Here is a 22,881-nt window from a genome sequence, read left to right as displayed (position 1 = left end):
CCTCCGGTGGTCCTGCCCGCCTGACCGGGCCCTGCCGTCAATGCTGCCTCCCCCGGCACAGCCGGCCGGCCGGTTCCTCGAGACCCGTGCGTTCGTGCGGGGTGCAGTGGTCTGCGGCACGCCCGGTGGACCGCTCACGCAGTCGCCGCCCCCCACGGCGGACGCCCACTGGGGGATGCGGAGCGCGCAGGAGCTCTCGAAGAATGGGCGGCATGGCGGTCCCGACTGACACAGGGCCGCGTGCCCATCGTTGCCAAGGCGCACGTCCGCGGACGGACGAACCCAGGGAGCTGCCGAGCGTGAGCGTCTTCGAACTGCCGCGGTTGCACTTCCGCGGAACAGCGACAACCCATCTCCCCACCGGTCCGCACAGCGGCCTGGTCGATCTGGCGACCAACACGGCGCTCACGGCCGACGGTCGGCCGTTCCCGGTCGACCGACCACCCACCGAGTACCACGACTACCTGGACCGGCTCGGCCCGAGGTTCGACGCACAGGGCCGCATCACACCGGACGGGCCGTTCAGCGCAGCCCGGGGGGAGAACTTCGCGGGCAGCGGCCACTTCTCGGTCGACGCGCGCATCATCAGTGTGGAGACCAGTCCCGGACGCGTCGACGTCAGCGATCCGGTGACCGGGCGGTTCGTCGACATGTGGGGGCACTACAACGAATACCTCGCCAGCACGGTCAACCGGGCGCGGGTGTTCGACGTGGACCCCGCCTCGGAATGGACGACGACACTCATGGTCGGTCAGTCCTGCTTCGGCCGGGACGGGCGCTCCCACGACACCGGCTACATGGCCAGCGGTTCGGTTCACGGCTTCCACCCCCCGCGCTGGCACAACTTCCGGCACGTCCGGGCGTTCGAGGAGCATGCCCTGGCGAAGCGGCTGCGCCGCTCCGTCGTGCACCAGTTCGTGATGTCCGCGGACGACGACCTGACGTGGTACGACCAGGCGGACGCCTCACCCGCCGTACGGCGGCTGCGCGATGTCGTGGCGTCGGACGCGTGCTCCGGTCTCGTCGTCCAGTTCGCGCTGAGCGACATGGCGCCGCCGCAGGCACCCGACCGCCCCGGCCGGTGGCACATCCGCGGGACGATCGCTCCCTGGCGACCGGACGAGCTCGCGACCTACCCAGCGGGGCGGCTGCTCGTACCGCACCGGGTCGACGGGGGTGTGCGGGCGGACAGCCCGCACACCATGACCGTCGACCTGACAGGCGGGCACGCCATCTTCAACATGATCACCGCTGTGCCCTCGCTGCGCCGTGACGACCCCTGCGAACCACCCGCGCTGGTCGACCTCGGCGACCTGGAGCTGCGCACCGCCGGCACCGGGCGGCTGGTGGCCCGGTTGCCCAGGGAGGCGTACCTCGACAAGGGCTACCACCTGACCAGCGGCATCGTCATGGTGCCAGGTGAGACCGGGGCCGAGGCCATGCGTGCGGAGGCGCTCTGCCTGGTCTCCGCGGGCCACCGCAGCGGGGAGCCGTGGCTGCGCGAGCGGGAGATCAATGTCCAGACCGACGAGGCGAGCCTCATCGTGGAACACCCCCGCGGCCCCGACGACCGCGACCACGACGTCGAGGTCGCGGTCCGGTCCTACGTACGGGGGCGTCCTGCGCCCGTCCAGCGGATCGTGGTCAGGCAGTTCTTCAACCCCGCGGCCCTTCCCCGCGACGAGGCCGCGCGCTCCGCCGGGGCGCGGTGCGGCGACGTCTCGGTCGCACGTCTGCGCCCGGGCCGGCTCGGGAAGCCCGGTACCTGGTCGGATACCTGCGTCATCGACACCGGCCCCGCGGGCCGCGGGTGGCTGACCCTCCGCGGAGCGCGCGCTGGCACCGCCCGCGTCCTGCTGTCCACCGGCCCGGACGACCTGCCCTGCGACCCCGAGCAGACCGGCTCTGCCGCCATCGGTTACGACCACGACGACGCCCTCGGGTTCTGGCCCGGCGCCGGGCACCTCTCGCTGCGCGTGCTGCCCGACGACTGGCATCTGGCCGACGCGCAGCACCGGGACGTGACGTTCCAGCACATCTACGCGGAAGTCTTCGCCTACTACGAGCAGGTGTACTCGTTCATGAAGACGGAGGTCTTCGCGCTGGCGGACCAGTGCCGGGCGGAGACGTACGCCCAGCTGATCTGGCAGATGTGTGACCCGCACAACAAGGGTAAAACATACTACATGCCGCCCACCCGTGACCTGACCCACCCCCAGTCGGCCTTGCTGCTGGATTTCCTGCGGACCCAACAGCAACCGCACGAAGTGACGCGGGTCCTACCGTCGTCCCACCGGCCGGGCGGGGGAATGGACAGCCGGGGCGAACTGGTCACCGCGTTGCGCCAGGCGGTCACCCTCGAACTGGCCGTGATGCTGCAGTATTTGTACGCGGCATACTCCGTTCCCACCCACGGTACTGCCCTGGAGTACGTGCGGCAGGAACTGTGGACACCGGAGCAGCTCCGGCTCGTCTGCGGGGACGGCGGCAAGACGACGGACGGCGGGTTCCGGGGAACGCTCCTCGCGGTCGCCCGCGAGGAGATGATCCACTTCCTGCTCGCCAACAACATCCTCACGGCGATCGGTGAGCCCTTCTTCATCCCGGTCATCGACTTCGGGACGCTCAACGGCGAGTTGAGCGTGCCACTGGACTTCTGCCTGGAGGCACTGGACCGGGCCAGTATCGAGCGGTTCCTCGTGATCGAGCAGCCGGACGACCTCGTGGGCGAGGTACGTCGCGGCGGCCTGGCGCCGGTGCCGGCCGCTCGTGCGGGGGTGGGCTACGGCTCGATCAGCGAGTTGTACGGAAACATCCGGGAAGGACTGCAGCGCGTCCCGGACCTCTTCCTCGTCGACCGCGGCAGCGGAGGCGGTGAGCACCACCTCTTCCTGCGCGAGTCGATCAACCGCCGGCACCCCGACTACCAGCTTCAGGTGGACGACCTGCGCAGCGCGCTGTTCGCCGTTGACGTGATTCGCGAGCAGGGGGAGGGCGGTGTGCTGGCCGAGGGGCACGAGGAGGACTCGCACCACAGCGCGTTCCTGCGGATCGCCGACGCGCTGGCGACCGAGACCAGCGCCAGACCGGGTGGCTCGCGCCGCCGACGATGGAGTCCCGCGTACCCGGTGGTGCGCAACCCCACGCTCCGCCAGGGGAACCATGCTCTGCAGACCGTCACCGATACCGATGCCCGCGCGGTGATGCGGTTGTTCAACCGTGGCTACTTCCTGACGCTGCAGTTGATGGCTCAGCACTTCGGCGAGGGTCCGGACCAAAGCCTTCGCAGGTCCGACCTGATGAACTGCGCCATCGACGTGATGGCGGGCGTCATGCGTCCGCTGGCAGAACTCCTGGTGACCCTGCCCTCGGGCCGCCGCGGTAGGACTGCCGGACCATCGTTCGAGCTGGACTCCCAGCCTGCCTGCGTCCCTCACCCGGACGTGGCGCGACGCGGCATCGCACTGCGCTTCGACCACCTCGCCGCGGCCTGCCGTGACAACCCCCTGATTCCGACACAAGTGGCTGAGGTCAGCGCCTTCTGGGCGGACCGCTTCCGCGCCGCCGGTGGCTGACCGCGTCGGAGCGAACGCCGGACACGTCAGCCGATCGGAGCGGTCTCCCACCACTCGGGATCGGCCGGCGCCGCCTCGGGGACGGCCGGTTGGCCCCGCACCGCAGGCGGGTGGAGAACCGTCCCCTCAACCCGCACATTCGGACGGGTTCCGAACCCTCACCTCCCACGTGCGACGCCGCCGGCGCATGCTGTGAAGGGCTACGAACCGGCACCGTGGACGAGGTCCTGAACGAGCCGCGCCAGGCACCGCCGACCGTGGACTCCAGGCCGGACACGGGGAGTACGACACGTCCGCCCGCGCCGACGAACTGATGGGGACCCTCGTGGCCTCCAGCTGACACGCCGTCCGGGCACGATGGCCCTCCTCTGATTGCCCCGCCTGCCCCTCCAACCTCCCCGGTGCATCGGACACAGAGATTCAGATCGGAGCAGTGGTGATGACCGCTGATGTGCTATCGCAAGCCCCCGTGTTCTCCAAGCGCACCGCGCACGCCGGCGGTGACTGCACGCCGGAGATGCCGGACCCTCTCGACCAGCGTCCGTCGGACGCGTTCCCTTCGCGGGACGGGAAACGCGGGTGGTGTGCCAACCCGCGACACCTCGGGCGGTGTCGTCGGCTCAGCCCCCTGCCGGCGCGCCAGCAGGGGGCCGGTAGGCCGTGAAGGCTCTCGTACTGGCCGGCGGGTCAGGCACGCGATTGCGCCCCATCACCCACACCTCGGCCAAGCAACTGGTACCGGTCGCCAACAAGCCGATCCTCCTCTACGGTCTCGAAGCGATCGCCGAGGCCGGTATCACCGAGGTCGGAATCGTCGTCGGCGACACCGCGGACGAGATCCAGGCAGCTGTCGGCGACGGTTCGAAGCACGGCCTCACCGTCACGTACATCCGGCAGGACGCCCCCTTGGGGCTGGCGCACGCGGTCCTCATCGCCCGCGACGTCCTCGGCGACGACGACTTCGTGATGTACCTCGGCGACAACTTCATCCTCGGCGGCATCACCGGCCTGGTGGACGAATTCCGCTCGCGTCCGGTGGACGCGCAGATCATACTCACCCGGGTGTCCGACCCCTCCGCGTTCGGCGTCGCGGAACTCGACGCCTCCGGACGGGTGGTGCGCCTGGAGGAGAAGCCGAGTGAACCCCGCAATGACCTGGCCCTGGTCGGCGTCTACGTCTTCGGGTCGGCCATCCACGAGGCTGTACGGGCCACCAGGCCCTCTTGGCGAGGCGAGTTGGAGATCACCCACGCCATCCAATGGTTGATCGACCACGGCAGGGACGTCCGGTCCACTGTCATCTCCGGTTACTGGAAGGACACCGGCAACGTGACGGACATGCTGGAGGTCAACCGACTGGTGCTGGAGCACCTGGACGGCGCGGTGCGGGGCACGATCGACGAGGCCAGCCAGATCATCGGCAAAGTGCGGATCGAGGAGGGGGCGGAGGTGACCGGCAGCCGGATCGTCGGCCCTGCGGTGATCGGCGCGAACACCGTTGTGCGCGATTCCTACGTCGGTCCGTTCACTTCCGTCTCGGAGGACTGCCGCGTCGAGGACAGCGAGATCGAGTACTCGATCGTGCTCCCCGGCTCCTCGGTGACCGGGGTTCGGCGCATCGAGTCATCCTTGATCGGCCGCAGCGTCGAGGTCACTCCCGCCCCCCGCTCCCCCGCTTCACACCGTCTCGTACTCGGCGATCACAGCAAGGTGCAGATCTCGTCATGACCACACGGATCCTCGTCACCGGCGGTGCCGGGTTCATCGGTTCGCACTATGCGCGAACCGTGCTCGGAGCCGAGGGGTCGGACGCGACCGAGGACGTACGGGTGACCGTCCTCGACACGCTCACGTACGCGGGCAACCCGGCCAATCTCGATCCGGTGCGCGAGCACCCGGGCTTCTCCTTCGTGCGGGGCGACATATGTGACGCCCCATTGGTCGACGAGCTGATGGCCGAGCACGACCAAGTGGTTCATTGCGCTGCCGAGACCCACGTGGACCGCTCGATCGACGGCAGCGCCGAGTTCGTCCGGGCGAACGTCGTCGGCACGCACACGCTGGTCGACGCCGCGCACCGGGCCGGTACCGGGACGTTCGTCCACGTCTCCACGGACGAGGTGTACGGCTCGATCGACGAAGGCTCGTGGACGGAGACGGAGCCCCTGCGACCCAACTCGCCCTATGCGGCGTCCAAAGCCTCCAGCGAACTGGTCGCCCTGTCCTACCACCGCACGTACGGGTTGGACGTCCGGGTGACCCGCTGCTCCAATAACTACGGGCACCACCAGTTCCCGGAAAAGCTCATCCCGCTGTTCATCACACACCTGCTGGACGGCAGGAAGGTCCCGTTGTACGGCGACGGGCGCAACGTACGCGACTGGTTGCACGTCGACGACCACGTCCGGGGCATCGAGCTGGTCCGGGCCAAGGGCCGGCCAGGCGAGGTATACAACATCGGCGGAGGCACCGAACTGTCCAACGTAGAACTGACCGGGCTCCTGCTGGACGCCCTCGGCATCCCGTGGGAGGAGAACGTCGAATACGTCGCCGACCGCAAGGGGCACGACCGGCGCTACTCGGTGGACTGCACCAAGATCCGCGAGGAGCTGGGATATGCGCCCTGCAAGGACTTCACGGTCGGGCTGGCCCAGACGGTCCAGTGGTACCGCGACCACCGCGCCTGGTGGGAACCGCTCGCTGAACGCCTCCTCCTGCCGGACCGGGCAGGCCTCGTGGCGGGCGCCGGGAACGAGCATGGGCGAAGGAGGACCCGGGCATGAACGGCGACTGGCTGGTGACCGGGGCCCGCGGCATGCTGGGTCAGGACCTGATGGACCGTCTTGGCCGCGGCGGAGAGCAAGCGGTGGGCACGGCCCGCACCACCCTCGACATCACCGATCGCGAGGCGGTGTTCGCCGCTGTGGAGAGGTACCGCCCTGCCGTCGTCGTCAACTGCGCCGCATGGACGGCTGTGGACGACGCCGAGGACCATGCGGACGAAGCCCTGCGTGTCAACGGCATCGGCCCCCGTCATCTCGCCGAGGCGTGCGCCCGGCACGGTGGTGTGCTGCTGCAGGTGTCCACGGACTACGTCTTCCCGGGTGAAGCCACGACCCCCTACGCAGAGGACGACTCCACGGGCCCCAGCAGCGTCTACGGGCGCACCAAACTCGATGGGGAGCAGGCAGTCCGCTCGCTCCTGCCGGGTCGCGGTTACGTCGTGCGGACCGCGTGGCTGTACGGCCGAAGCGGGTCCAACTTCGTCCGCACGATGATCGGACGCGAGTCCGACGATGACACGGTCGAGGTGGTGGACGACCAGCACGGACAGCCGACGTGGACCGTGGATCTCGCCGACCGTCTGATCCGGCTCGGCCGGGCGGCAGCAGCCGGTACGGCTCCCGCGGGGATATACCACGGCACGAACAGCGGCTCGACGACATGGTACGGGCTGGCGCGGGAGGTCTTCCGTCTGCTGAATGCCGACCCGGCCCGGGTTCGTCCCATCACCGGGGCGTCGCTTGACCGGCCGGCGCCGCGTCCCACGTACAGCGTCCTCGGGCATGGCCGCTGGGCGGACGCCCGTCTCCCCCCCATCCGGGACTGGCACCAGGCGTTGCGGGAAGCACTCGACAGCCTGAAGAGGGCATAGCCGACTCGTCGACGCCGACCAAGTCGGAGGGGCGCCACAGACCGGGAAGGTTGGCCGGGTCCAGGCCCCGGGGCGTTCGGTCCTCACCCGTAGCCGGTTCCGGTATTTCCTGGCAGGTCTACGGGGCGAAGACGCGACGGGCGTTGCCGGCCAGGAACAGCTCGCGCGTCTGCTCGTCGAGTTCCCGGTGCCCCGGATACTCCAGCGTCTGGGCAGCGATGATCACCGGAGTGTTCATGCCGAACAAGGCTCTGCACCACCCCCGGCTGCTGCCGCCGCCCGGCGAAGCCCTTGTCGGAGATGAGCAGCATGCCGTGCTGTTCGGCGACGGCGTCCGCCTGGACCTCCAGTATCGGGGTCAGCACCTCGTGCTCGCCGGGCTTCGGGCCCGCCAGTGCGTCGTCGAGCGCCGAAGGCGCACACACCATCATCAGCCTCGACGCGCCGGGTCACACCCCTCGTTCGATCCGCGTCTGGACGGGCCTGTCCTGGGACGGGCCCGTCCCAGCGGTGTGCAGCCTGCACGAGTGAACGGGTTCTGGCCCGCGTCCGCGTTCCGCCTCGGCCAGGGGGCCAGACTCACGGCACCCGGCGAAGAAGCAGGCACGAAAACGGAGATGATGGTGACACGTGTGCTGATCGCGGCCCCAGCGTCGGACGGACGCGCGGCCCATGGCGTGCGTCGCCCGGACGCTGGGCTCAGCGAGGGTGAGGACCGCAGCAGGATCCGGCGGCAGCACGCTCCGGCCTTCAGCCCGCGTCGCTCCAGGGGATGGATACGCGAACTGCGGGGTATCGCGGGCGATCTGCCTGCCCGGTTCGCCGGTGCGGACGCCCAGGAGGCCGCGACGGTCACGGACCACAAGGTGGTCACCTGGACCGTCGGGCTGGCCGAGGCCGCGTACGGGTCCACCGCCAGCCTGATCGCCGCCGCGCTGTACGTTGCCCTGCGCCGAGCGGTCGACAGCCGGCGCAGAACCGAAACGGATATCGAGGCCTGGGCCGAGGAGGCGGTCCGGGTGTACCCACCGTTCCCGCATGTCACCTGGCCCTTCGCGACAGAGGGTATCGACCTCGGTGGATGCCTCATCCCCGAGGGGGCTCCGGTGCAGGTCAACCTCGTGTCGGCCAACGGGGCACCGGGCGAGGACGCCGACGCCTTCGATCCCTGTGGGCGGGTGGCAGGGGCACCCCGGCTCAGGGTTCGGCACCCACGACCGCCTCGGTGCTCCTTACGCCCGGTCTGGCGCGAAGGCCGAGCCCTACGCCTTCCTCACGTGGTTTCCACGGCACGCCTCGGCCCGGCCTCAAGCGGTCCGGTGCCAGTCCCAGCCGATGACCCGCCGGCTGAGCGTGCTGCCCGTGGACTGCACGCAGCCCCGCCCGGACGGTCCGGGACCGGGCGCTCAAACAAGGGAGCGACACCATGAAGAGCAGCATCGAACGAATCCCGGTGCAGGGCATTATCGCCGCCGCGGGCTCCAGAACCTCTGCACTGACGGAGATCGGGGCCCACGGGCCGGAGTGTGTGGCAGAGATATTCCTGGCGGAGCTGGTCTCCCGGATGAGTCTTCTGGACGAGCCGGAGGATCCGGCGGTGGTCCAGTGGGACCTCGGATTCGCCGACAACCGGATCGGTTTCGTCCTGGAGACCGGGACCGGGACGGTCCGGGCCGGGTGGGCAGCCGAGCCGGACGTGGTCGTGCGGCAGGACCTGCCGGAGGCCTTGCAGGCAGTGTTCGGACCCGCAGGACCGCACCAGGCGACCCGGGAAATGTTTGTCGAGGTCCCGGGCGGGCGGCCCGGCTTGGACCCGGGTGATCCGCTGGTCGTCCGGCACGCGAGCGCCGTGCGGGCCGCCAAGCTGGTCCGCGACGTGCTGTCCGGTCCCCGCCTGGACCTCGCCGAGATCGCGATACGGGCCGGGGCGGACAAGTGGGGCACGCACTGGTACACCGACCTCTACGAGCGCTACTTCGGCTCCTTCCGCGACCACCCTGTCTCGGTCCTGGAGATCGGCTGCGACGGCGGCGAGTCCCTGCGCATGTGGGCCCACTACTTCTCCCGTGGCGTGATTCACCGGCTCGACACCCAGCCCGGGCACGGCGGTGGCGCACCCCGTGCACGCATCGTCGAGGGCGACCAGGGCGACGCGGCATCCCTGCGGACGCTCGCCGAACGTTTCGGCCCCTTCGACATCGTGATCGACGACGGTACCCACGTCAGTGAGCACGTCATCACCTCGTTCACCACGCTCTACCCGCACCTGAATCCGGGCGGCCTGTACGTCATCGAGGATATCGGCTCGTCGTACTGGCCGAGCTGGGGCGGCAGCAGCGTCGACCTCAACCGTCCTGACACCTCCTTGGGATTCGTCAAGACGCTCGTCGACGGACTGAACCACCAGCAACTGGTCCGCGACGACCCGTACGAACCCACGCTCACCGACCGGACAGTCTCCGGAGTGTGTCTCCACCACAACATCGCCTTCATCGAGAAGGGCGTCAACACCGAGCGGGGGGCGCCGGCGTGGGTGTCCGCCGCAGGGCCCCTGGCAGCCTCCCAGGCACCGCGCCGACGAGGAGGAGCATCCACTTGCTGATTCGGGTGGCTTTGCAGGACGAGGAGACTCTGCTGCGCGATTCCAACGACCGCACTTCTTCATCGGAGCACCGCTGGGCCGGCCGGAGATGCAGACGTCCCGGAAACAACTCACCCGGCGGTTCCCCACGCTGTGTGCCTCGCTGTGCCGCTGCCAGAACTGGCGTGGGAGGAAGGCAGCCCGGCCCGGGGCCCCAAGCGCTCCCGGTGACCTCATGACACACACGAACGCATCGAGTGATGACGACACGGAGCTCCCATGGACGGAACGACGCAGAACGCCTTCGACGGGGTGTTCGACAAGGCCGCCAACCACTACGACACCGGCAAGGTCCGGTTCTTCCAGCCCGCGCCCGACGGCTAATCGAGCACGTGCGGGTTCCCGAAGGGGCGCGCGTCCTCGGCATCGGCTGCGGGCGCGGTGCGTTGCTCTTCCCGCTCGCCGAAGCCACCGGACCCCGCGGATCCGCCGTGGGCATCGACTTCGCCGAGCCCATGGTCGAGGCGGCGGCGCGGGAGGCGGAGGCCCGAGACCTGGACCACGTGACCGTGCACCACGTGGATGGGGAGGCTCCCGACTTCGGGCCCGGGAGCTTCGACATCATCACCGGCAGCATGAGCATCGTGATGCTGCCCGACCCGCCGGCCGCCTTCGCCGACTACAGCAGGTTGCTGGCTCCGGGAGGATGCCTGGGCGTCACCGCCCCCGACACCCGGACCGGCCTGGGTGCATGGCAGATGGGTCACCTGGACATCGGCCGGGTGGCCGAGTAGGCCGATCCGGCCGTCATAGAGGCGAGCCCCCCGCCCTCCAGGCTCGTCGCCGGCGATCACCTCGACCTCGACGGGACACCCGAACTGCTCTGCATGACCGGATACTCCGGGATCGTGGTGCACCACGGGGAGCTCCAGGTGGTCGCCCGGTCCGCCCGGGATCTGGTGCCGTGGACTCAGGAGCACGGGATGCGGGCGAACTGGGAGCTTGTGCCGCCCGGGCGGCGGCCCGTGGTGGAGGACGAACTCGTCGAGGAGGTCGAGCGGTCGCAGGGCACCGACTCGGCGGTGACGTTCGGTTTCCCGGTCGCGTACTTCCTCGCGCACACGGCGTTCAGCATCTAGCGGGACGTTCCCGCCCGAAGGGTCCGAACGGGAGCCCGGGCGCTGGCGGCCCAACCGGGCCGAACGTGAGGACGAACCACGATGCGGCCCCGGTGCCGGCGGCTGACGGGCACACGAGCCCGAAGCCCTCCCCGGGTCCGCCGGTGCACCGTCCCGAGCCGGGCACCGAGCACGGGTGTGCCCCGGGCACGACGGCTGGCCGGCACGGGGGAACGACGTCCCCGTGATGTTCGATTCTGCGGAGCGCTGCTCCGTTCCACGTGGAAAGGGCTATGTCATGATCCAGGTCTCCGAAGCGGAGTCCCTTGCGTCCCGGATCTCGGGAGAGGTGTTCCTGCCCGGTCAGGAAGGGTTCGATCAGGAACGCACGGGTTATCAGCTCGCCGTACGGCACAGTCCCGACGTGATCGTGGCCGCAACTACCGCTCAGGACGTGGTGGCCGCGGTGGACTTCGCTGTAGGACACGACCGGCCGGTGGGCGTTCAAGCGACCGGCCACGGAGTGTCGAACGCGTTGGACGGCGGCGTGCTGGTATCGACGCGACGGATGTCGGACGTACGGGTCGACACCGGGGCCGGCACCGTCCGGCTGGGAGCGGGGGCACGCTGGGAGCAGGTGATCCCGGAAGCCGCACGTCACGGACTCGCTCCCCTGGACGGTTCGGCGCCGCACATCGGGGCGGTGTCGTACGTACTGGGCGGTGGTCTGGGCCTGCTGGGGCGGACCTACGGATGGGCGGCCGATCACGTTCGGCGCATGGAGGTGGTCACCGCCGACGGCAGACTGCGCCAGGTCACCCCGGACAGCGAGCCCGACCTGTTCTGGGCGCTGCTGGGGGGACGGGACAACTTCGGAGTGGTCACGGCGCTGGAGATCGGTCTGCTCCCGGTCACCCGCCTCTACGGCGGTGGCATGTACTTCGACACCGAACACGTCGAACGCCTCCTGCACACCTGGACGGAGTGGACCGCAACCGTCCCGGAGGCGATGAACTCGTCGGTCGCCCTGTTCCGCATGCCGGACGCCCCCATGCTGCCTGCCCCGTTGCGGGGCCGGTACGTCGCCCACCTCAGGATCGCCTTCACAGGAGAGCCGGAGGACGGCGAGCGGCTCATCGCCCCGCTCCGGGCAGTCGGTCCACCCCTCGTGGAGAAGGTCACCGACATGCCGTACACCAAGAGTCCGACCATTCACAACGATCTTCCGCGATCCATGCCCTGGTATGCGGACACCGCGATGCTCGACGACCTCACCGCCTCCGACACGTCCGCTCTGCTGCATGCGGCCGGTCCCGACGCGCCGGTTCCCTGCATCCTCGAACTGCGCCACCTCGGCGGCGCGCTGGCCCGCCGCAACGGCGTGCCGAACGCGGTCGGCCACCGTGACGCGCGGTTCATGTTCTACATACTCTCGCCCCTCGGCGAACCGTTCGACGCCGAAGTCGTCGCCCCAGTGCAGCAGAAGGCCCTCACCGCGGTGCGCTCACGGACGACGGGCCGCCTGCTCAACTTCATGGGAATAGGGCAGAACGCCGGCCCCGAGCAGGTCTGCAGCGCGTACGACGACGACGCCCACCGGCGCCTCGTGCGGTTGAAGGCCGTCTACGACCCCGCCAACGTCTTCCGCGCCAATTACAACCTGCCTCCAAGTCCGTCCGCCTGAGGGGTGTCAGGAATGAGGCCCCGTCGCACATTCCGTGACGGGGTCTGTCCAATCAACGGCTGATCTTGGTTGTTGAGGGTCAGTGGCTGGTGGGGGTGAGTCGGCCTTCGAAGGCGATCTGGAACGCGTTCAGTGGTGCCTTCCAGCGCATCGTCCAGCGGCGTCGTCCCTTCCCGGTCGGGTCCAGGCTCATCAGCGCCATGCAGACGCACTTCAACGCGGCGCCCTCGGACGGGAAATGGCCCCGAGTCCTCACGGCCTTGCGGATGCGTGCGTTGACGCTCTCGATCGCGTTCGTGCTGCAGATGACCTTGCGGATCTCGACGTCGAGGGAGAGGAAGGGCACCATCTCGGCCCAGGCGTCGGACCACAGCTTGATCACGGCCGGATATTTGGGGTGCCCCACTTCTCGGAGAACTCCAGGAACCGCTCGGTCGCGGCGGCCTCGCTCGGGGCGGTGTAGACGGGCCTGAGATCCTTGGCGACCTTGTCCCAGTCCTGACGAGCGCAGTAGCGGATGCTGTTGCGAATCAAGTGAACGATGCACGTCTGGACGACAGTTCGGGGCCAGACCGTCTCGACCGCGTCGGGCAGTCCCTTCAGCCCGTCGCAGACGAGCATGAGGACACCCTCGACACCGCGGTTCTTCAGCTCGGTGAAGACCTGGAGCCAGTGCATGGCGCCCCCGCCGCCGTCGCCGGCCCAGATCCCGAGGATGTCGCGGGTGCCCTCGACGGTGACAGCCATGGCCACATAGATGGGCCGGTTGGCGACCTTGCCATCGCGAATCCTCACGTTGATGACGTCCACGAAGACCACGGGGTAGACGCGATCGAGCGGACGGGCCTGCCATTCGGCCATGCCCTCCATCACCTTGTCCGTGATCGTGGTGATGGTCTGCCTGGACACCTCCGCCCCGCACACCTCGGCCAGATGAGCTCGCGGACAGGGAGAGCACCATCTCGTCCACACCGGTCAGACGGCGCTGCCGCTTGCGGACGACCTGCGGCTCGAAGGTGCCGGCGGTGTCGCGGGGCACCCTCACCTCGACCGGGCCGACATCGGTCAGCACGGTCTTCGACCGGGTGCCGTTCCGGCTGTTGCCGCTGTTGCCGCTGTTCCGGCCGGCCGCGTCGCGCTTGTCATAGCCGACGCGATCGGTGATCTCGCCCTCCAGGGCGGACTCCAGCACCCGCTTCGTCAGCTGCTGCAGCAGCCCGCCCTCCCCGGTCGGCTGCAGCCCGTCGGAGCGGGCACGGTCGACCAGCATCGCGATCAACTGCTCGTCCGACACCGCCTCCGCGGCCGACCCGACGGCCAGCTCCTCCACGGCCTCGTGCTCGGTGATGGACTCGCTCATCAGGCGTCTCCTTGATCATCGGATCCGCCGTCTATTGGACACTCCCCTTCCACGCGATGACCGAACCCCTGCACGCCGCGGCCCGACTCCTGGTCGCCAAGATCGCGACGCTGCACACTCTGCGGGACGCACTACTGCGCGACATCTCGGCGGAGGCCGGCGTCCTCCGAGAACCGACAACCGAGCCGGAAGAGCAGGGCGCTCCTGCTCCTCGCCCCACTGCGGCCCCCTCACCACGGGGGTATGACCGGCAATGAGTCAGGATGGTTCCCTGAGAACCGACAAGCATCCGCGTGAGAACGGTGGAGACATGAACGCCAGGCCGCTGCTGAACCGAAGGCTGGACGGACTCGGGACAACGATCTTCGCGGAGATGTCGGCGCTGGCGACCGCGAGGGGCGCGATCAACCTGGGCCAGGGCTTCCCCGACACCGACGGGCCCGAGGAGGTCCGCGAGGCCGCCGTCCGTGCCCTGCGGGAGGGGAAGGGCAACCAGTACCCGCCCGGCCCCGGCATCCCTGAACTGCGCTCCGCAATCTCCGACCACCAGCAGCGCTTCTACGGCCTCTCCTACGATCCCGGCACCGAGGTCCTGGTCACTGCTGGCGCGACCGAGGCCATCGCCGCCACCATGCTGGCGCTGCTGGAGCCGGACGATGAGGTCATCGCCTTCGAGCCGTTCTACGACTCCTACGCGGCCTGCATCGCGATGGCCGGCGCGAAGCGCGTACCGCTCACCCTGCGTGCCCCGTCCTTCCGACCGGACCTGGACGAGCTGCGCGCCAAGATCACCCCGCGGACCCGTCTCCTTCTCCTCAACACCCCGCATAACCCGACCGGCATGGTCCTCACCGGCGACGAACAGAGCGCCATCGCCGCACTCGCCATCGAGCACGACCTGCTCGTCGTCACCGACGAGGTGTACGAGCACCTTGTCTACGAGGGCACACACCGCCCCATCGCGGCACTACCCGGAATGCGCGAACGCACGGTCACCATCGGCTCGGCCGGCAAGACCTTCTCCTTCACCGGATGGAAGGTTGGCTGGGTCACGGCGAACGGCCCGCTCGTCTCCGCCGTCCGAACGGCCAAGCAGTACCTGACGTACGTCAGCGCGGGCCCGTTCCAGTACGCGATCGCCGAAGCTCTGCGACTGCCGGACTCGTACTTCGACGGCTTCCGCGCCGACCTCCGCCGCAAGCGGAACCTGCTCGGTAACGGCCTGCGTGCGGCCGGATTCGAGGTCTACCAGCCCCAGGGCACGTACTTCATCACCACCGACATCACCCCCTTCGGTGAGAAGGACGCATACGCCTTCTGCCGCGCCCTCCCCGAACGCTGCGGCGTCGTCGCCATCCCCAACTCCGTGTTCTACGACGACCCCGACGCCGGCCGCAGCCAGGTCCGCTTTACCTTCTGCAAGAAGGACGACGTTCTCCAGGAGGCCGCTGACCGCCTGCAACGCCTGACGCCCTGACCTCACGCCCCTTCGCCGCGATGAGACTGCCAAGACCGTCATCGGCGTGAGCGGGCCCCGACTCCCGGGCCGGTCTGAACCCATTCGAGGGCAGACCGGCCGATCGAACTCGGCAGTCTCCAGAACCCCGTAGCGTCGCCAGAGTGGAGTCCAGACGCGTAGCCCAAGGCGTACCGCTTGAGGAGTACCAGTTGACGCGTGCGGATCACCGTCGGCAGGAAGAAGCGGTGGCCATGGCGGACTGGGTACAGCGCCAAGTGTCCAAGCCACCGCGATGGTCCGACGCAGAGTTCAAGGCCATTCAGGAACTGCTGGGTCCGCCTCCTCGCTCCTCGGAGTTCGCACGCTGGCGCGTGCGCCTGTACTGCGGACGCATCCGCGAGGTCAGGCGTTCGCGGAGCCAGGAACGGCCCGACGGAGGAGTCACCGATCAAGTGCGCTGCACGGAGTGTGGCCTCGCCCCCTCAGTGATCGTGGCATTCGAACCCCTTGTCGGCGACGGTTGAACACCCGTTGCTGCTTCGGCGGCCGATCAATGGCCCTCGCTCGCTTCGCCTCGGGCTACGGCTCACAGTGTGGCGGCCGGGGCCCGGCCAAGCCAAGGTCCGACAGGACTTGGTGGGCCAGGTCGAAGGGCCGGTTGCGGGGGCCGTGGGGTACGGAGGTGGCAGATTCGAAGCCGCGCTGTGCGGCGAGGGCTCTGGGGCCTACCAGCCCGGTGAGCCGATAATGCCGCCAGAGGGGAATCGGCCGGCGGGCATCGACCACGGTGAGGTCGGGCCGACGCCAGACGACCAGCGCCCAGGCTCCCCCGCTGGAGTCCGAGCCAGAGTCGGCCCAGGCCCCGACCAGGGGCGCATCCTCGGCGGCGCCGACTGCTTCGAGTGCCACCAGCGCGGGGTTGCTGAAGCGTCCGGTGACACGGAGGAGGAGCGGAACAAGCCCACTACGACCAGGCGCACACGGCTGCCCGCATCGGCCGGAGCCGTCACCGTCAGCGTGGCCTGTCCGGGCGGGATGTCGGCGATGCGCTCCCATACCTCCGGCGGTGCTGCGGCCTGGGACAACTCCAGGTGAGCGGTGTCGGAGAGAGGCCGGGCCACGCTGATCTCCAGGCCGTCCGGTACGCGTAGGGCACCGAGCAGCAGTGGCCCACTGCCGGCGATGGGACGGGGAAGGGGCGGGACCGTGTGCAGCCGGGCGGCGGGCTCGTCGGTGTCCTCCGGAAGGAGGGTGGAGGTGATGGGGGCGATGATGCCGAGTTCGCAGTTGCCGCCGTCGCTCTGGGAAAGCAGCAGGGCCGCAGCGGAGAGGTTCGGGCTGCCGGTCAGGGCCCACCGCTGCCCCTCGGAGACCCACTCGACGAGTTTCCCGTGGCGGTACCGCTGGTCGTTCTCGCTGATGACGCGTCCGTCGTACTCCTTCATCAGGGCGGCTACCGACGGACCGTCGAGATCGCTGAGTCCGGGCTGGTAGGCGAGGGTGAACCGGCTCGGACGGAAGCGTTCGAGCAGCCGCCGCAGTGCCATCGAGCGCCGGTCGTGGAAGGGCGCGAACACGGCCAGTTCGTCGACGGGCCCCTGCGGCAGCTGATCGATGATCGGCGAACGCAGACTGCTGACGACGCGGACCTGTGGCGCCGTGGATGTCCTGTCGCGGTGGAGCCGGTCCAGCAGTGCTGCGACCCGACCCAGCGCCTGCGGCACTCCGGCGGAGAACCTCACCTCTTCCGAGAGGTCGCGCAGCCATGCCGACAGCTCCGGAACCGCGGTGGGACTCTGCTCGCCGTCCACCCGCAGAACCGTCCACAGTTCGGCGTTGGCCTGCCACCCGGCCAGCGTGGTGTTGCCGGAGCCGAGGGCGATGGTGGCGTGCGCCGGTCCGGCGAGAACCATCAGCTTGGGATGGAACGCGGCACCCTGGGCGTAGGCCAGACCGGCAAGGTAGCTGCGGCCAGCCCGCCGGACGGACCGGGGATCGTTCCGGGGCATGGAGACGTCTCCCGCCACCGTGACGCGTGCGATGGTGGCCTGAGTGACGCCGAGGGCGACCACCTCGAAGAAGCCGAGATCGGAGGTGAAGCTGAGGAAGAGCGCTTCTTCCAGACTCCGCCCGCCCGTGCGCTCCTCGTCGAGGATGAGGGTCAGCGGAGAGGCGAACGCGGTCGGTGGCTCCACCACTCCCGGTGCCGGTGCGGTCTCAGTCAACGAGAGCCCTCCCGTTACTGGTCACCGACCAGTGCTGGTCGTGGCAGTGCAGTACGCCGCAGGTGGCCAGGACGGTCCCGAGCTGGTCCAGCCGTAGCCCGACGTCACCGCGCCCCTCTTGGCTCGTCCGGTACAGCAGCCCGCCCCGTTCGTGCAGCCGGGTCGGCAACCACAGCGTGCCGTCAGCCAGTCGGCGGGCAGCCCGAGCCACACACCCTCTGCGAGCCGGGCGTGGACTGGTGCCTCTTGGTCAGCGACCGTACAACACACCTCTCTGATCAGGGGTGTTGCAACGACTGGTTGAACCCGGGCAATTCCGGTCCCGGAAGTTCGTCCGGGCGCTCGACCGCCACCGGATGGCCGGATCGATAGGGAGAGTCGGGGCAGCCGGCGACAACGCGGCCATGGAGTCCTTCTTCAGCCTGCTGCAGAAGAACGTCCTCGACCGCCGCAGCTGGACCACTCGCGAGGAACTGCGGATCGCGATCGTGACCTGGATCGAGCGGACCTACCACCGACGCCGCAGACAAGCCGCACTCGGCCGGCTGCCCCCCATCGAATACGAGACCGTCATGACCACACCGGCCCTCCAGGCCGCGTGATCAAACCTGTCACCCGAACCTGCACCAGACCCCTCCCGCGCGCCGTGCGGTGCGGTGGTGCGGAGGGTGGGAGTGCACGGCATCGTCAGCAGGCGCACCGGTGCGCCCGGTGAACCGCACCGAGCGCACCGGGTGCCGGGATGTTCCGCGCTCCCCCACCGGGTGGGGCGCACTGGAGTGGACCAGCCGATCCGCACGACCGTGGTCTCCACTCATCCCCGGCGACGGCCCCGCGCGGTGCGCCACAGGTTCGGCCGGCCACCGGGGTACTGCCGGGAGCGGGAGCGGCGCCGGGCGGGCATCGGCTTCGGCGACGGGAACAGCGCCATGCGCAGCCGGCCCGCGAGCAATGCTCAAGACCTGTGGATCGGGCTCGGGAGGGGTGCCTCGCGGAACGCGGAGGGCGTACCTTCCCGAGTGATCGACTTCTGGTCATCGAGTAGGCCCGCGTTGCAGCGCGGGTCGGGAAGGCACGCCCGTGCTGAGCGTAGTCAACGAGGACGGCACCACCCAGAGCGGCTCCCTGATGGACGACATCGTCCGTGAGGGAGCCCGTCGGATGCTCGCCGCGGCCCTGGAAGCCGAAGTCAACCAGTACATAGCCGAGTTGGCGGGCGAGCGGGACGAGGCCGGTCGCCGTCTGGTGGTCCGCAACGGCCACCACCGCGAGCGGACGGTGACCACCGCCGCCGGACCGATTGCGGTGAAGGCGCCGCGGGTGAACGACAAGCGGGTCGATGGCGAGACGGGCGAGCGCAAGCGGTTCTCGTCCAGGATTCTCGCCCCCTGGTGCCGGAAGTCCCCGAAGATCAGCGAGGTCCTGCCCCTGCTCTACCTGCACGGGCTGTCCTCCGGCGACTTCGTGCCCGCGATGGAGCAGTTCCTCGGCTCGGCCGCCGGGCTCTCGTCGGCAACGGTGACCCGGCTGACCAAGCAGTGGAGCGAGGACCACTCCGCCTGCCAGGACCGGGACCTGTCCGGATCCGACTACGTGTACGTGTGGGCCGACGGCGTCCACCCCAAGGTCCGCCTCGGCCAGGCCCGCTCCTGCGTCCTGGTCCTCATGGGCGTGCGCACCGACGGCAGTAAGGAGCTGATCGCGCTCGCCGAGGGCCTGCGAGAGTCGACCGAGTCCTGGGCCGACCTCCTGCGGGACTGCCGCCGGCGCGGCATGCGCGATCCCGAGCTCGTCGTCGGCGACGGAGCCATGGGGCTGTGGCGGGCCCCTGGCCGAGGTGTTTCCGCAGGCCAGACATCAAAGGTGCTGGGTTCACAAGACACGGAACGTGGTCAATGCCCTGCCGAGATCGGCCCAGCCCGGCGCGAAGAAGGCACTGCAGGAGATCTACAACGCCGAGGACCGCGATCACGCCGAGAAGGCGGTGAAGGACTTCGGGCGCGCCTACGGCGCGAAGTGGCCCAAGGCCGTCAAGAAGATCACCGCCGACGTCGATGAACTCCTGGCGTTCTACGACTTCCCGGCCAAGCACTGGGTCCATTTGCGCACGACGAATCCGATCGAGTCGACCTTCAGCACGGTGAAGCTGCGGACCAAGGTCACCCGCGGTGCCGGCAGCCCGGCCGCGGCCCTGGCGAGGGTGTTCAAGCTCGCCGAGTCCACCCAGGCCCCCGCTGGCGCGCGATCACCGCACCCCACCTCGTCGCCCTCGTCCGCAGCGGCGCCCGCTTCGAACGTGGCGTCCTGGTCGAGCGTGAGCGGGAGGTTGCGGCATGAGTGAGCCCAAGGAACTCCCGCTGCTGTTCCTGGACGTCGACGGGCCTCTCCTGCCGTTCGGCGACGGCCCGCAGCGCGAGCCGTCAGGCACCGCGACAGATTCGCACCTGACGCGGCTCGACCCGCACCTCGGGCCTCGCCTCGCGGCACTGCCGTGCGAGCTTGTCTGGGCCACCACCTGGGAGGAGACGGCGAACACCGACATCGCACCGCTGCTCGGCCTGCCGCCGCTGCCGGTCGTGCACTGGCCGGAACCCTCCGACGCGCAGGAACGCGAGGACCAGTGGTTCGGGCTCCACTGGAAGACCCGAACCCTAGCGGCATGGGCGGACGGACGCCCGTTCGTCTGGGTCGACGACGAGATCACCGACGCCGATCGGGACTGGGTGTCCACCCGCCACCCCACCCCAGCCTTCCTCCACCGCATCGCGTCGTCCCGCGGCCTCACCAACGAAGACTTCGCAGTCCTCGATCAATGGCTGCGGGCCACTTGAGGCTCCCCACGGTGATCCACAGGAATTGACAATTGCTCCAGGCGCTCGCGCTGCTCCGGTGACAGGTGCGGCAGGGTCAGGGCAACCATGGGGCCTCCGGCCCACTCCTGCCGGGACACCTGGCGGGCGAGCGCACCATCGGGGTTACCGGCGTCCGCCTCGCCGGCATTCGACAAGGCGCAGTACCGTCGTCGCAACGCGGTCGAGCGGTGTGTGAACAAGTGGAAGCAGTTCCGCGCGGTGGCCACCCGTTACGCTGCTACCAGTCGCGAAGGACGGTAACCGGGTCAAGTGAGGCAGCCCGCCACAACGGTCGCAGAGCCCCGATCAGCACGGCGGCGACCGACAGGATCACCGTCGCCGCCACCTGCCACGCAGGGGGGAAGACCCAGCCGTCGGGAAGCTGCTGCCGGAATTCCTCCAGGCCGGACAGACCAACGGCGCTGCCACCGCCGATCAGCGCGCCGAGTACGGCTGAGATCACTCCGGCCGCCAGGGCCAGGATGCCGATCTCCGCCGAGAAGGCCCGGAAGATTTCGGTCCGGGTGTAGCCGATGGTGCGCAGGACACCGACCTCCCGTGTGCGAGTGCGTACGACGGCACCGCCGATTCCCAGTCCGGCCAGGATGCCGACGAGGGCAAGCAGCGCCAGCAACCCCTTGGACAGCCACTGGAACAGGCCGAGGATTCCGGGCAGGTCCGCGACACGGTCGCGCACGCTGACGGCGAAGTACTTCTTGGCCGTCAGCTCGGTCAAGACGGAGCCGACTTGGTCTTGTGTTTTGGCGACGACGGTCGCGCTGTTGTAGCCCTGGCTCGCGAGGAAACGCTCAGGAGTCTCCCCGGCCCGAGCGGCCGCCCACGCCTGCACGTCCGAGGGCGCGGCATGGGCGGCGCTGGGGCCGTCGAGCTGCCACTGGGGGTCGCTGATCCCGACGACTTTGACCTGCACACTGGCACCGGTTCCCTGGCCTTCGCCCGTGCGCCGGGTGTACTCACCCATAACTGTCTTGCCCAGCAGGTCGGACAGGTCTTCCCCATCTGCAGTGGCGGGAAGCACGATCTCCCCGGGCTGGAGGGGGAAGACCTTGTCGCGCACTGATGCCTTGAGCGGGGGAAGTACTGAGGGGCGGGCAAGGTTGGCGTACAGCAGTACCGGGAACCCGTCGCCGTTCTGGCCCACGGTGATGGAGGCTGTCAGGGACGGCTCCACACTCTCGACGCCGGCCATGGCTCGGATCTCCTCGAGGTGGGCGGTGGTGAGCCGCTTGGCCGTGTCTCCACTGTCACTGAATTTCTGCAGGTCGATCTGGCGCAGCCCCGACCCGGTCCGCAGGCTCGCGTCGGCCTGCTGAGAGCCCGCGGCAGAAAGGGTGCCGGCGGCCAGCGCGATGGCTCCGCACAGCACCAGGATGATCAGTGAAGCGGTCAGACGGCGGGCGTAGCGTGCCGCGTTGACCATTCCGAGCGTGATGCTCCTCATGCCTCAGTCACCTTCCGTGTGGCCGACATGGTGACGTGACCGGCCTGCATCACTGCCACTGTGTCGGCGAACTCAGCCACGCGCTGGCTATGGGTGATCAGCACGACACCACACTCACTGTCGGCGGCCCGCCGGAACTGGCTGAGGGCTTCGCCTTCGGTCTCCTCGTCGAGGTTGCCTGTCGGTTCGTCGGCCAGAAGGAGGGTAGGCCCGTTCACCATGGCCCTCGCGATGGCCACGCGCTGCTGCTCACCGGCGGACAGTTCGCCAGGGCGGTGTTCGGTGCGGTGGTTCATCCCAACGGACTCCAGCACCTCCAAGGCCCGGGAACGGCCTCCACGCAGTCCCTTGACGGAGGCGAGCGCGACGTTTTCTACCGATGACAGTTGTGGCAGCAGGTTGAAGGACTGGAAGACAACCCCGATCCGGTCCCGCCGGAAGATGGTGCGGGCTGTGTCGTCGAGGGCCAATACGTCGGTTCCGTTGATCGTCAGACTTCCTGAATCCGGCCGGGCCAGCAGTCCGGCAACATGCATCCACGTGGTCTTTCCACTTCCGGAGCGCCCCAACAGCGCGACGATCTCGCCGCGGTGCACGCGGACTTCGCCGCCTTGCAGCGCCCTTACATCCTTGGACGCTTCGCTGAAGCGCAGCGATAGGTCGTTCGCGTGCAACAAGAGGTCGGTCATGTACGGTCCTTGGAGTTGGGCGGCGCCGCGGGGCCCCCACCGGGGACCACGAGCAGATTCGACAGGCGAGCCGCGGCCAGCGTGGCAGAGATGGTGCACTCGTCGCCGCTGACCAGATCGCGCACCAGCAGCGAGCCTTCGGCACACCCCGTCCCGGTAGCTGTCAAGTCAAATGAAACGTATGTGCGACTATGAGTTGTGTTGCTGTGGTTCACGCCGCC

15 protein-coding genes and 3 pseudogenes are annotated in these 22,881 nt (G+C 69.0%); 12 read left to right on the top strand and 6 right to left on the bottom strand.

The genetic code is table 11. The features are described from left to right. Nucleotides 1-299: 299 nt before the first annotated feature. The 8 genes from I3F54_RS27625 to I3F54_RS27590 all read left to right on the top strand — a co-directional run bounded on the left by I3F54_RS27625 (nt 300) and on the right by I3F54_RS27590 (nt 12,613). The gene (locus tag I3F54_RS27625) at nt 300-3,575 is read left to right on the top strand and encodes a ferritin-like domain-containing protein (protein WP_240121643.1); all 3,276 of its coding nucleotides are present in this window, start codon (nt 300-302) and stop codon (nt 3,573-3,575) included. 660 nt (nt 3,576-4,235) lie between these two features. Beyond that, nucleotides 4,236-5,303 (top strand): glucose-1-phosphate thymidylyltransferase, encoded by a 1,068-nt coding sequence (locus tag I3F54_RS27620; RefSeq protein ID WP_240121642.1) that lies wholly within the window; start codon nt 4,236-4,238, stop codon nt 5,301-5,303. Then, nucleotides 5,300-6,358 (top strand): dTDP-glucose 4,6-dehydratase, encoded by a 1,059-nt coding sequence (rfbB, locus tag I3F54_RS27615; protein WP_240121641.1) that lies wholly within the window; start codon nt 5,300-5,302, stop codon nt 6,356-6,358. The genes I3F54_RS27620 and rfbB overlap by 4 nt, the downstream gene beginning before the upstream one ends. Then, nucleotides 6,355-7,230, top strand: a complete 876-nt coding sequence (gene rfbD, locus I3F54_RS27610; RefSeq protein ID WP_240121640.1) for a dTDP-4-dehydrorhamnose reductase — start codon at nt 6,355-6,357, stop codon at nt 7,228-7,230. The genes rfbB and rfbD overlap by 4 nt, the downstream gene beginning before the upstream one ends. 1,426 nt (nt 7,231-8,656) lie before the next feature. Continuing rightward, entirely contained in the window at nt 8,657-9,832 is a 1,176-nt protein-coding gene (locus I3F54_RS27605) for a class I SAM-dependent methyltransferase (protein WP_240121639.1), read from the top strand. A 371-nt stretch (nt 9,833-10,203) separates the two neighbouring features. Further along, on the top strand, nt 10,204-10,605 hold the full coding sequence (locus I3F54_RS27600; protein WP_240121638.1) for a class I SAM-dependent methyltransferase: 402 nt from the start codon (nt 10,204-10,206) through the stop codon (nt 10,603-10,605). A 93-nt stretch (nt 10,606-10,698) separates the two neighbouring features. Continuing rightward, nucleotides 10,699-10,950: a hypothetical protein gene (locus tag I3F54_RS27595; RefSeq protein WP_240121637.1), complete on the top strand. Its 252-nt coding sequence runs from the start codon at nt 10,699-10,701 to the stop codon at nt 10,948-10,950. Between the two features lie 277 nt (nt 10,951-11,227). Next, nucleotides 11,228-12,613 carry an FAD-binding oxidoreductase gene (locus I3F54_RS27590; RefSeq protein ID WP_240121636.1) on the top strand — a complete coding sequence of 462 codons (1,386 nt, stop codon included), beginning with the start codon at nt 11,228-11,230 and terminating at the stop codon, nt 12,611-12,613. A gap of 79 nt (nt 12,614-12,692) precedes the next feature. Here the strand turns inward: I3F54_RS27590 and I3F54_RS27585 are convergent. Next, nucleotides 12,693-13,973, bottom strand: a pseudogene (locus I3F54_RS27585) (IS256 family transposase). Between the two features lie 310 nt (nt 13,974-14,283). Here I3F54_RS27585 and I3F54_RS27580 point away from each other — a divergent pair. After that, the gene (locus I3F54_RS27580; RefSeq protein ID WP_240121635.1) at nt 14,284-15,450 is read left to right on the top strand and encodes a pyridoxal phosphate-dependent aminotransferase; all 1,167 of its coding nucleotides are present in this window, start codon (nt 14,284-14,286) and stop codon (nt 15,448-15,450) included. 707 nt (nt 15,451-16,157) lie between these two features. On the opposite strand, the gene I3F54_RS27575 is transcribed toward I3F54_RS27580, so the two are convergent. Next, complete coding sequence (locus I3F54_RS27575) at nt 16,158-17,657, bottom strand: hypothetical protein (protein WP_240121634.1); 1,500 nt, start codon at nt 17,655-17,657, stop codon at nt 16,158-16,160. Continuing rightward, the gene (locus tag I3F54_RS27570; RefSeq protein ID WP_240121633.1) at nt 17,650-17,868 is read right to left on the bottom strand and encodes a hypothetical protein; all 219 of its coding nucleotides are present in this window, start codon (nt 17,866-17,868) and stop codon (nt 17,650-17,652) included. Before I3F54_RS27570 ends, I3F54_RS27575 begins: the two co-directional genes overlap by 8 nt. Nucleotides 17,869-17,968: 100 nt before the next feature. Between I3F54_RS27570 and I3F54_RS27565 the strand changes: the two are divergent. The 3 genes and pseudogenes from I3F54_RS27565 to I3F54_RS27555 form a co-directional block, all read left to right on the top strand. Continuing rightward, nucleotides 17,969-18,259 (top strand): annotated as a pseudogene (locus tag I3F54_RS27565) (integrase core domain-containing protein); the annotation flags it as partial. A gap of 478 nt (nt 18,260-18,737) precedes the next feature. Continuing rightward, nucleotides 18,738-19,994: pseudogene (locus I3F54_RS27560) on the top strand (IS256 family transposase). Continuing rightward, entirely contained in the window at nt 19,991-20,488 is a 498-nt protein-coding gene (locus tag I3F54_RS27555) for an HAD domain-containing protein (protein ID WP_240121632.1), read from the top strand. The pseudogene I3F54_RS27560 and the gene I3F54_RS27555 overlap by 4 nt, the downstream one beginning before the upstream one ends. A 259-nt stretch (nt 20,489-20,747) precedes the next feature. Here the strand turns inward: I3F54_RS27555 and I3F54_RS27545 are convergent, their stop codons facing one another. Genes I3F54_RS27545 through I3F54_RS27535 form a run of 3 tightly spaced genes read right to left on the bottom strand, consistent with a single transcriptional unit; the run spans nt 20,748 to nt 22,827 of the window. Then, on the bottom strand, nt 20,748-21,971 hold the full coding sequence (locus I3F54_RS27545) for an ABC transporter permease (RefSeq protein ID WP_240121631.1): 1,224 nt from the start codon (nt 21,969-21,971) through the stop codon (nt 20,748-20,750). Then, nucleotides 21,968-22,660: an ABC transporter ATP-binding protein gene (locus I3F54_RS27540; RefSeq protein ID WP_240121630.1), complete on the bottom strand. Its 693-nt coding sequence runs from the start codon at nt 22,658-22,660 to the stop codon at nt 21,968-21,970. Before I3F54_RS27540 ends, I3F54_RS27545 begins: the two co-directional genes overlap by 4 nt. After that, on the bottom strand, nt 22,657-22,827 hold the full coding sequence (locus I3F54_RS27535) for a hypothetical protein (RefSeq protein WP_240121629.1): 171 nt from the start codon (nt 22,825-22,827) through the stop codon (nt 22,657-22,659). The genes I3F54_RS27540 and I3F54_RS27535 overlap by 4 nt, the downstream gene beginning before the upstream one ends. Nucleotides 22,828-22,881: the final 54 nt, after the last annotated feature.

It is taken from the genome of Streptomyces sp. MUM 2J (assembly GCF_022414535.1).
Classification (GTDB): Bacteria; Actinomycetota; Actinomycetes; order Streptomycetales; family Streptomycetaceae; genus Streptomyces.
This window is presented reverse-complemented; position numbering and strand designations above follow the sequence as displayed.

Bases quoted from the DNA above. Each gene is read 5' to 3' on its own strand.
- rfbB (WP_240121641.1), top strand. From the start codon at position 5,300: ATGACCACACGGATCCTCGTCACCGGCGGTGCCGGGTTCATCGGTTCG.
- rfbD (WP_240121640.1), top strand. From the start codon at position 6,355: ATGAACGGCGACTGGCTGGTGACCGGGGCCCGCGGCATGCTGGGTCAG.
- I3F54_RS27605 (WP_240121639.1), top strand. From the start codon at position 8,657: ATGAAGAGCAGCATCGAACGAATCCCGGTGCAGGGCATTATCGCCGCC.
- I3F54_RS27595 (WP_240121637.1), top strand. From the start codon at position 10,699: ATGACCGGATACTCCGGGATCGTGGTGCACCACGGGGAGCTCCAGGTG.
- I3F54_RS27590 (WP_240121636.1), top strand. From the start codon at position 11,228: ATGATCCAGGTCTCCGAAGCGGAGTCCCTTGCGTCCCGGATCTCGGGA.
- I3F54_RS27580 (WP_240121635.1), top strand. From the start codon at position 14,284: ATGAACGCCAGGCCGCTGCTGAACCGAAGGCTGGACGGACTCGGGACA.
- I3F54_RS27555 (WP_240121632.1), top strand. From the start codon at position 19,991: ATGAGTGAGCCCAAGGAACTCCCGCTGCTGTTCCTGGACGTCGACGGG.
- I3F54_RS27545 (WP_240121631.1), bottom strand. From the start codon at position 21,971: ATGAGGAGCATCACGCTCGGAATGGTCAACGCGGCACGCTACGCCCGC.
- I3F54_RS27540 (WP_240121630.1), bottom strand. From the start codon at position 22,660: ATGACCGACCTCTTGTTGCACGCGAACGACCTATCGCTGCGCTTCAGC.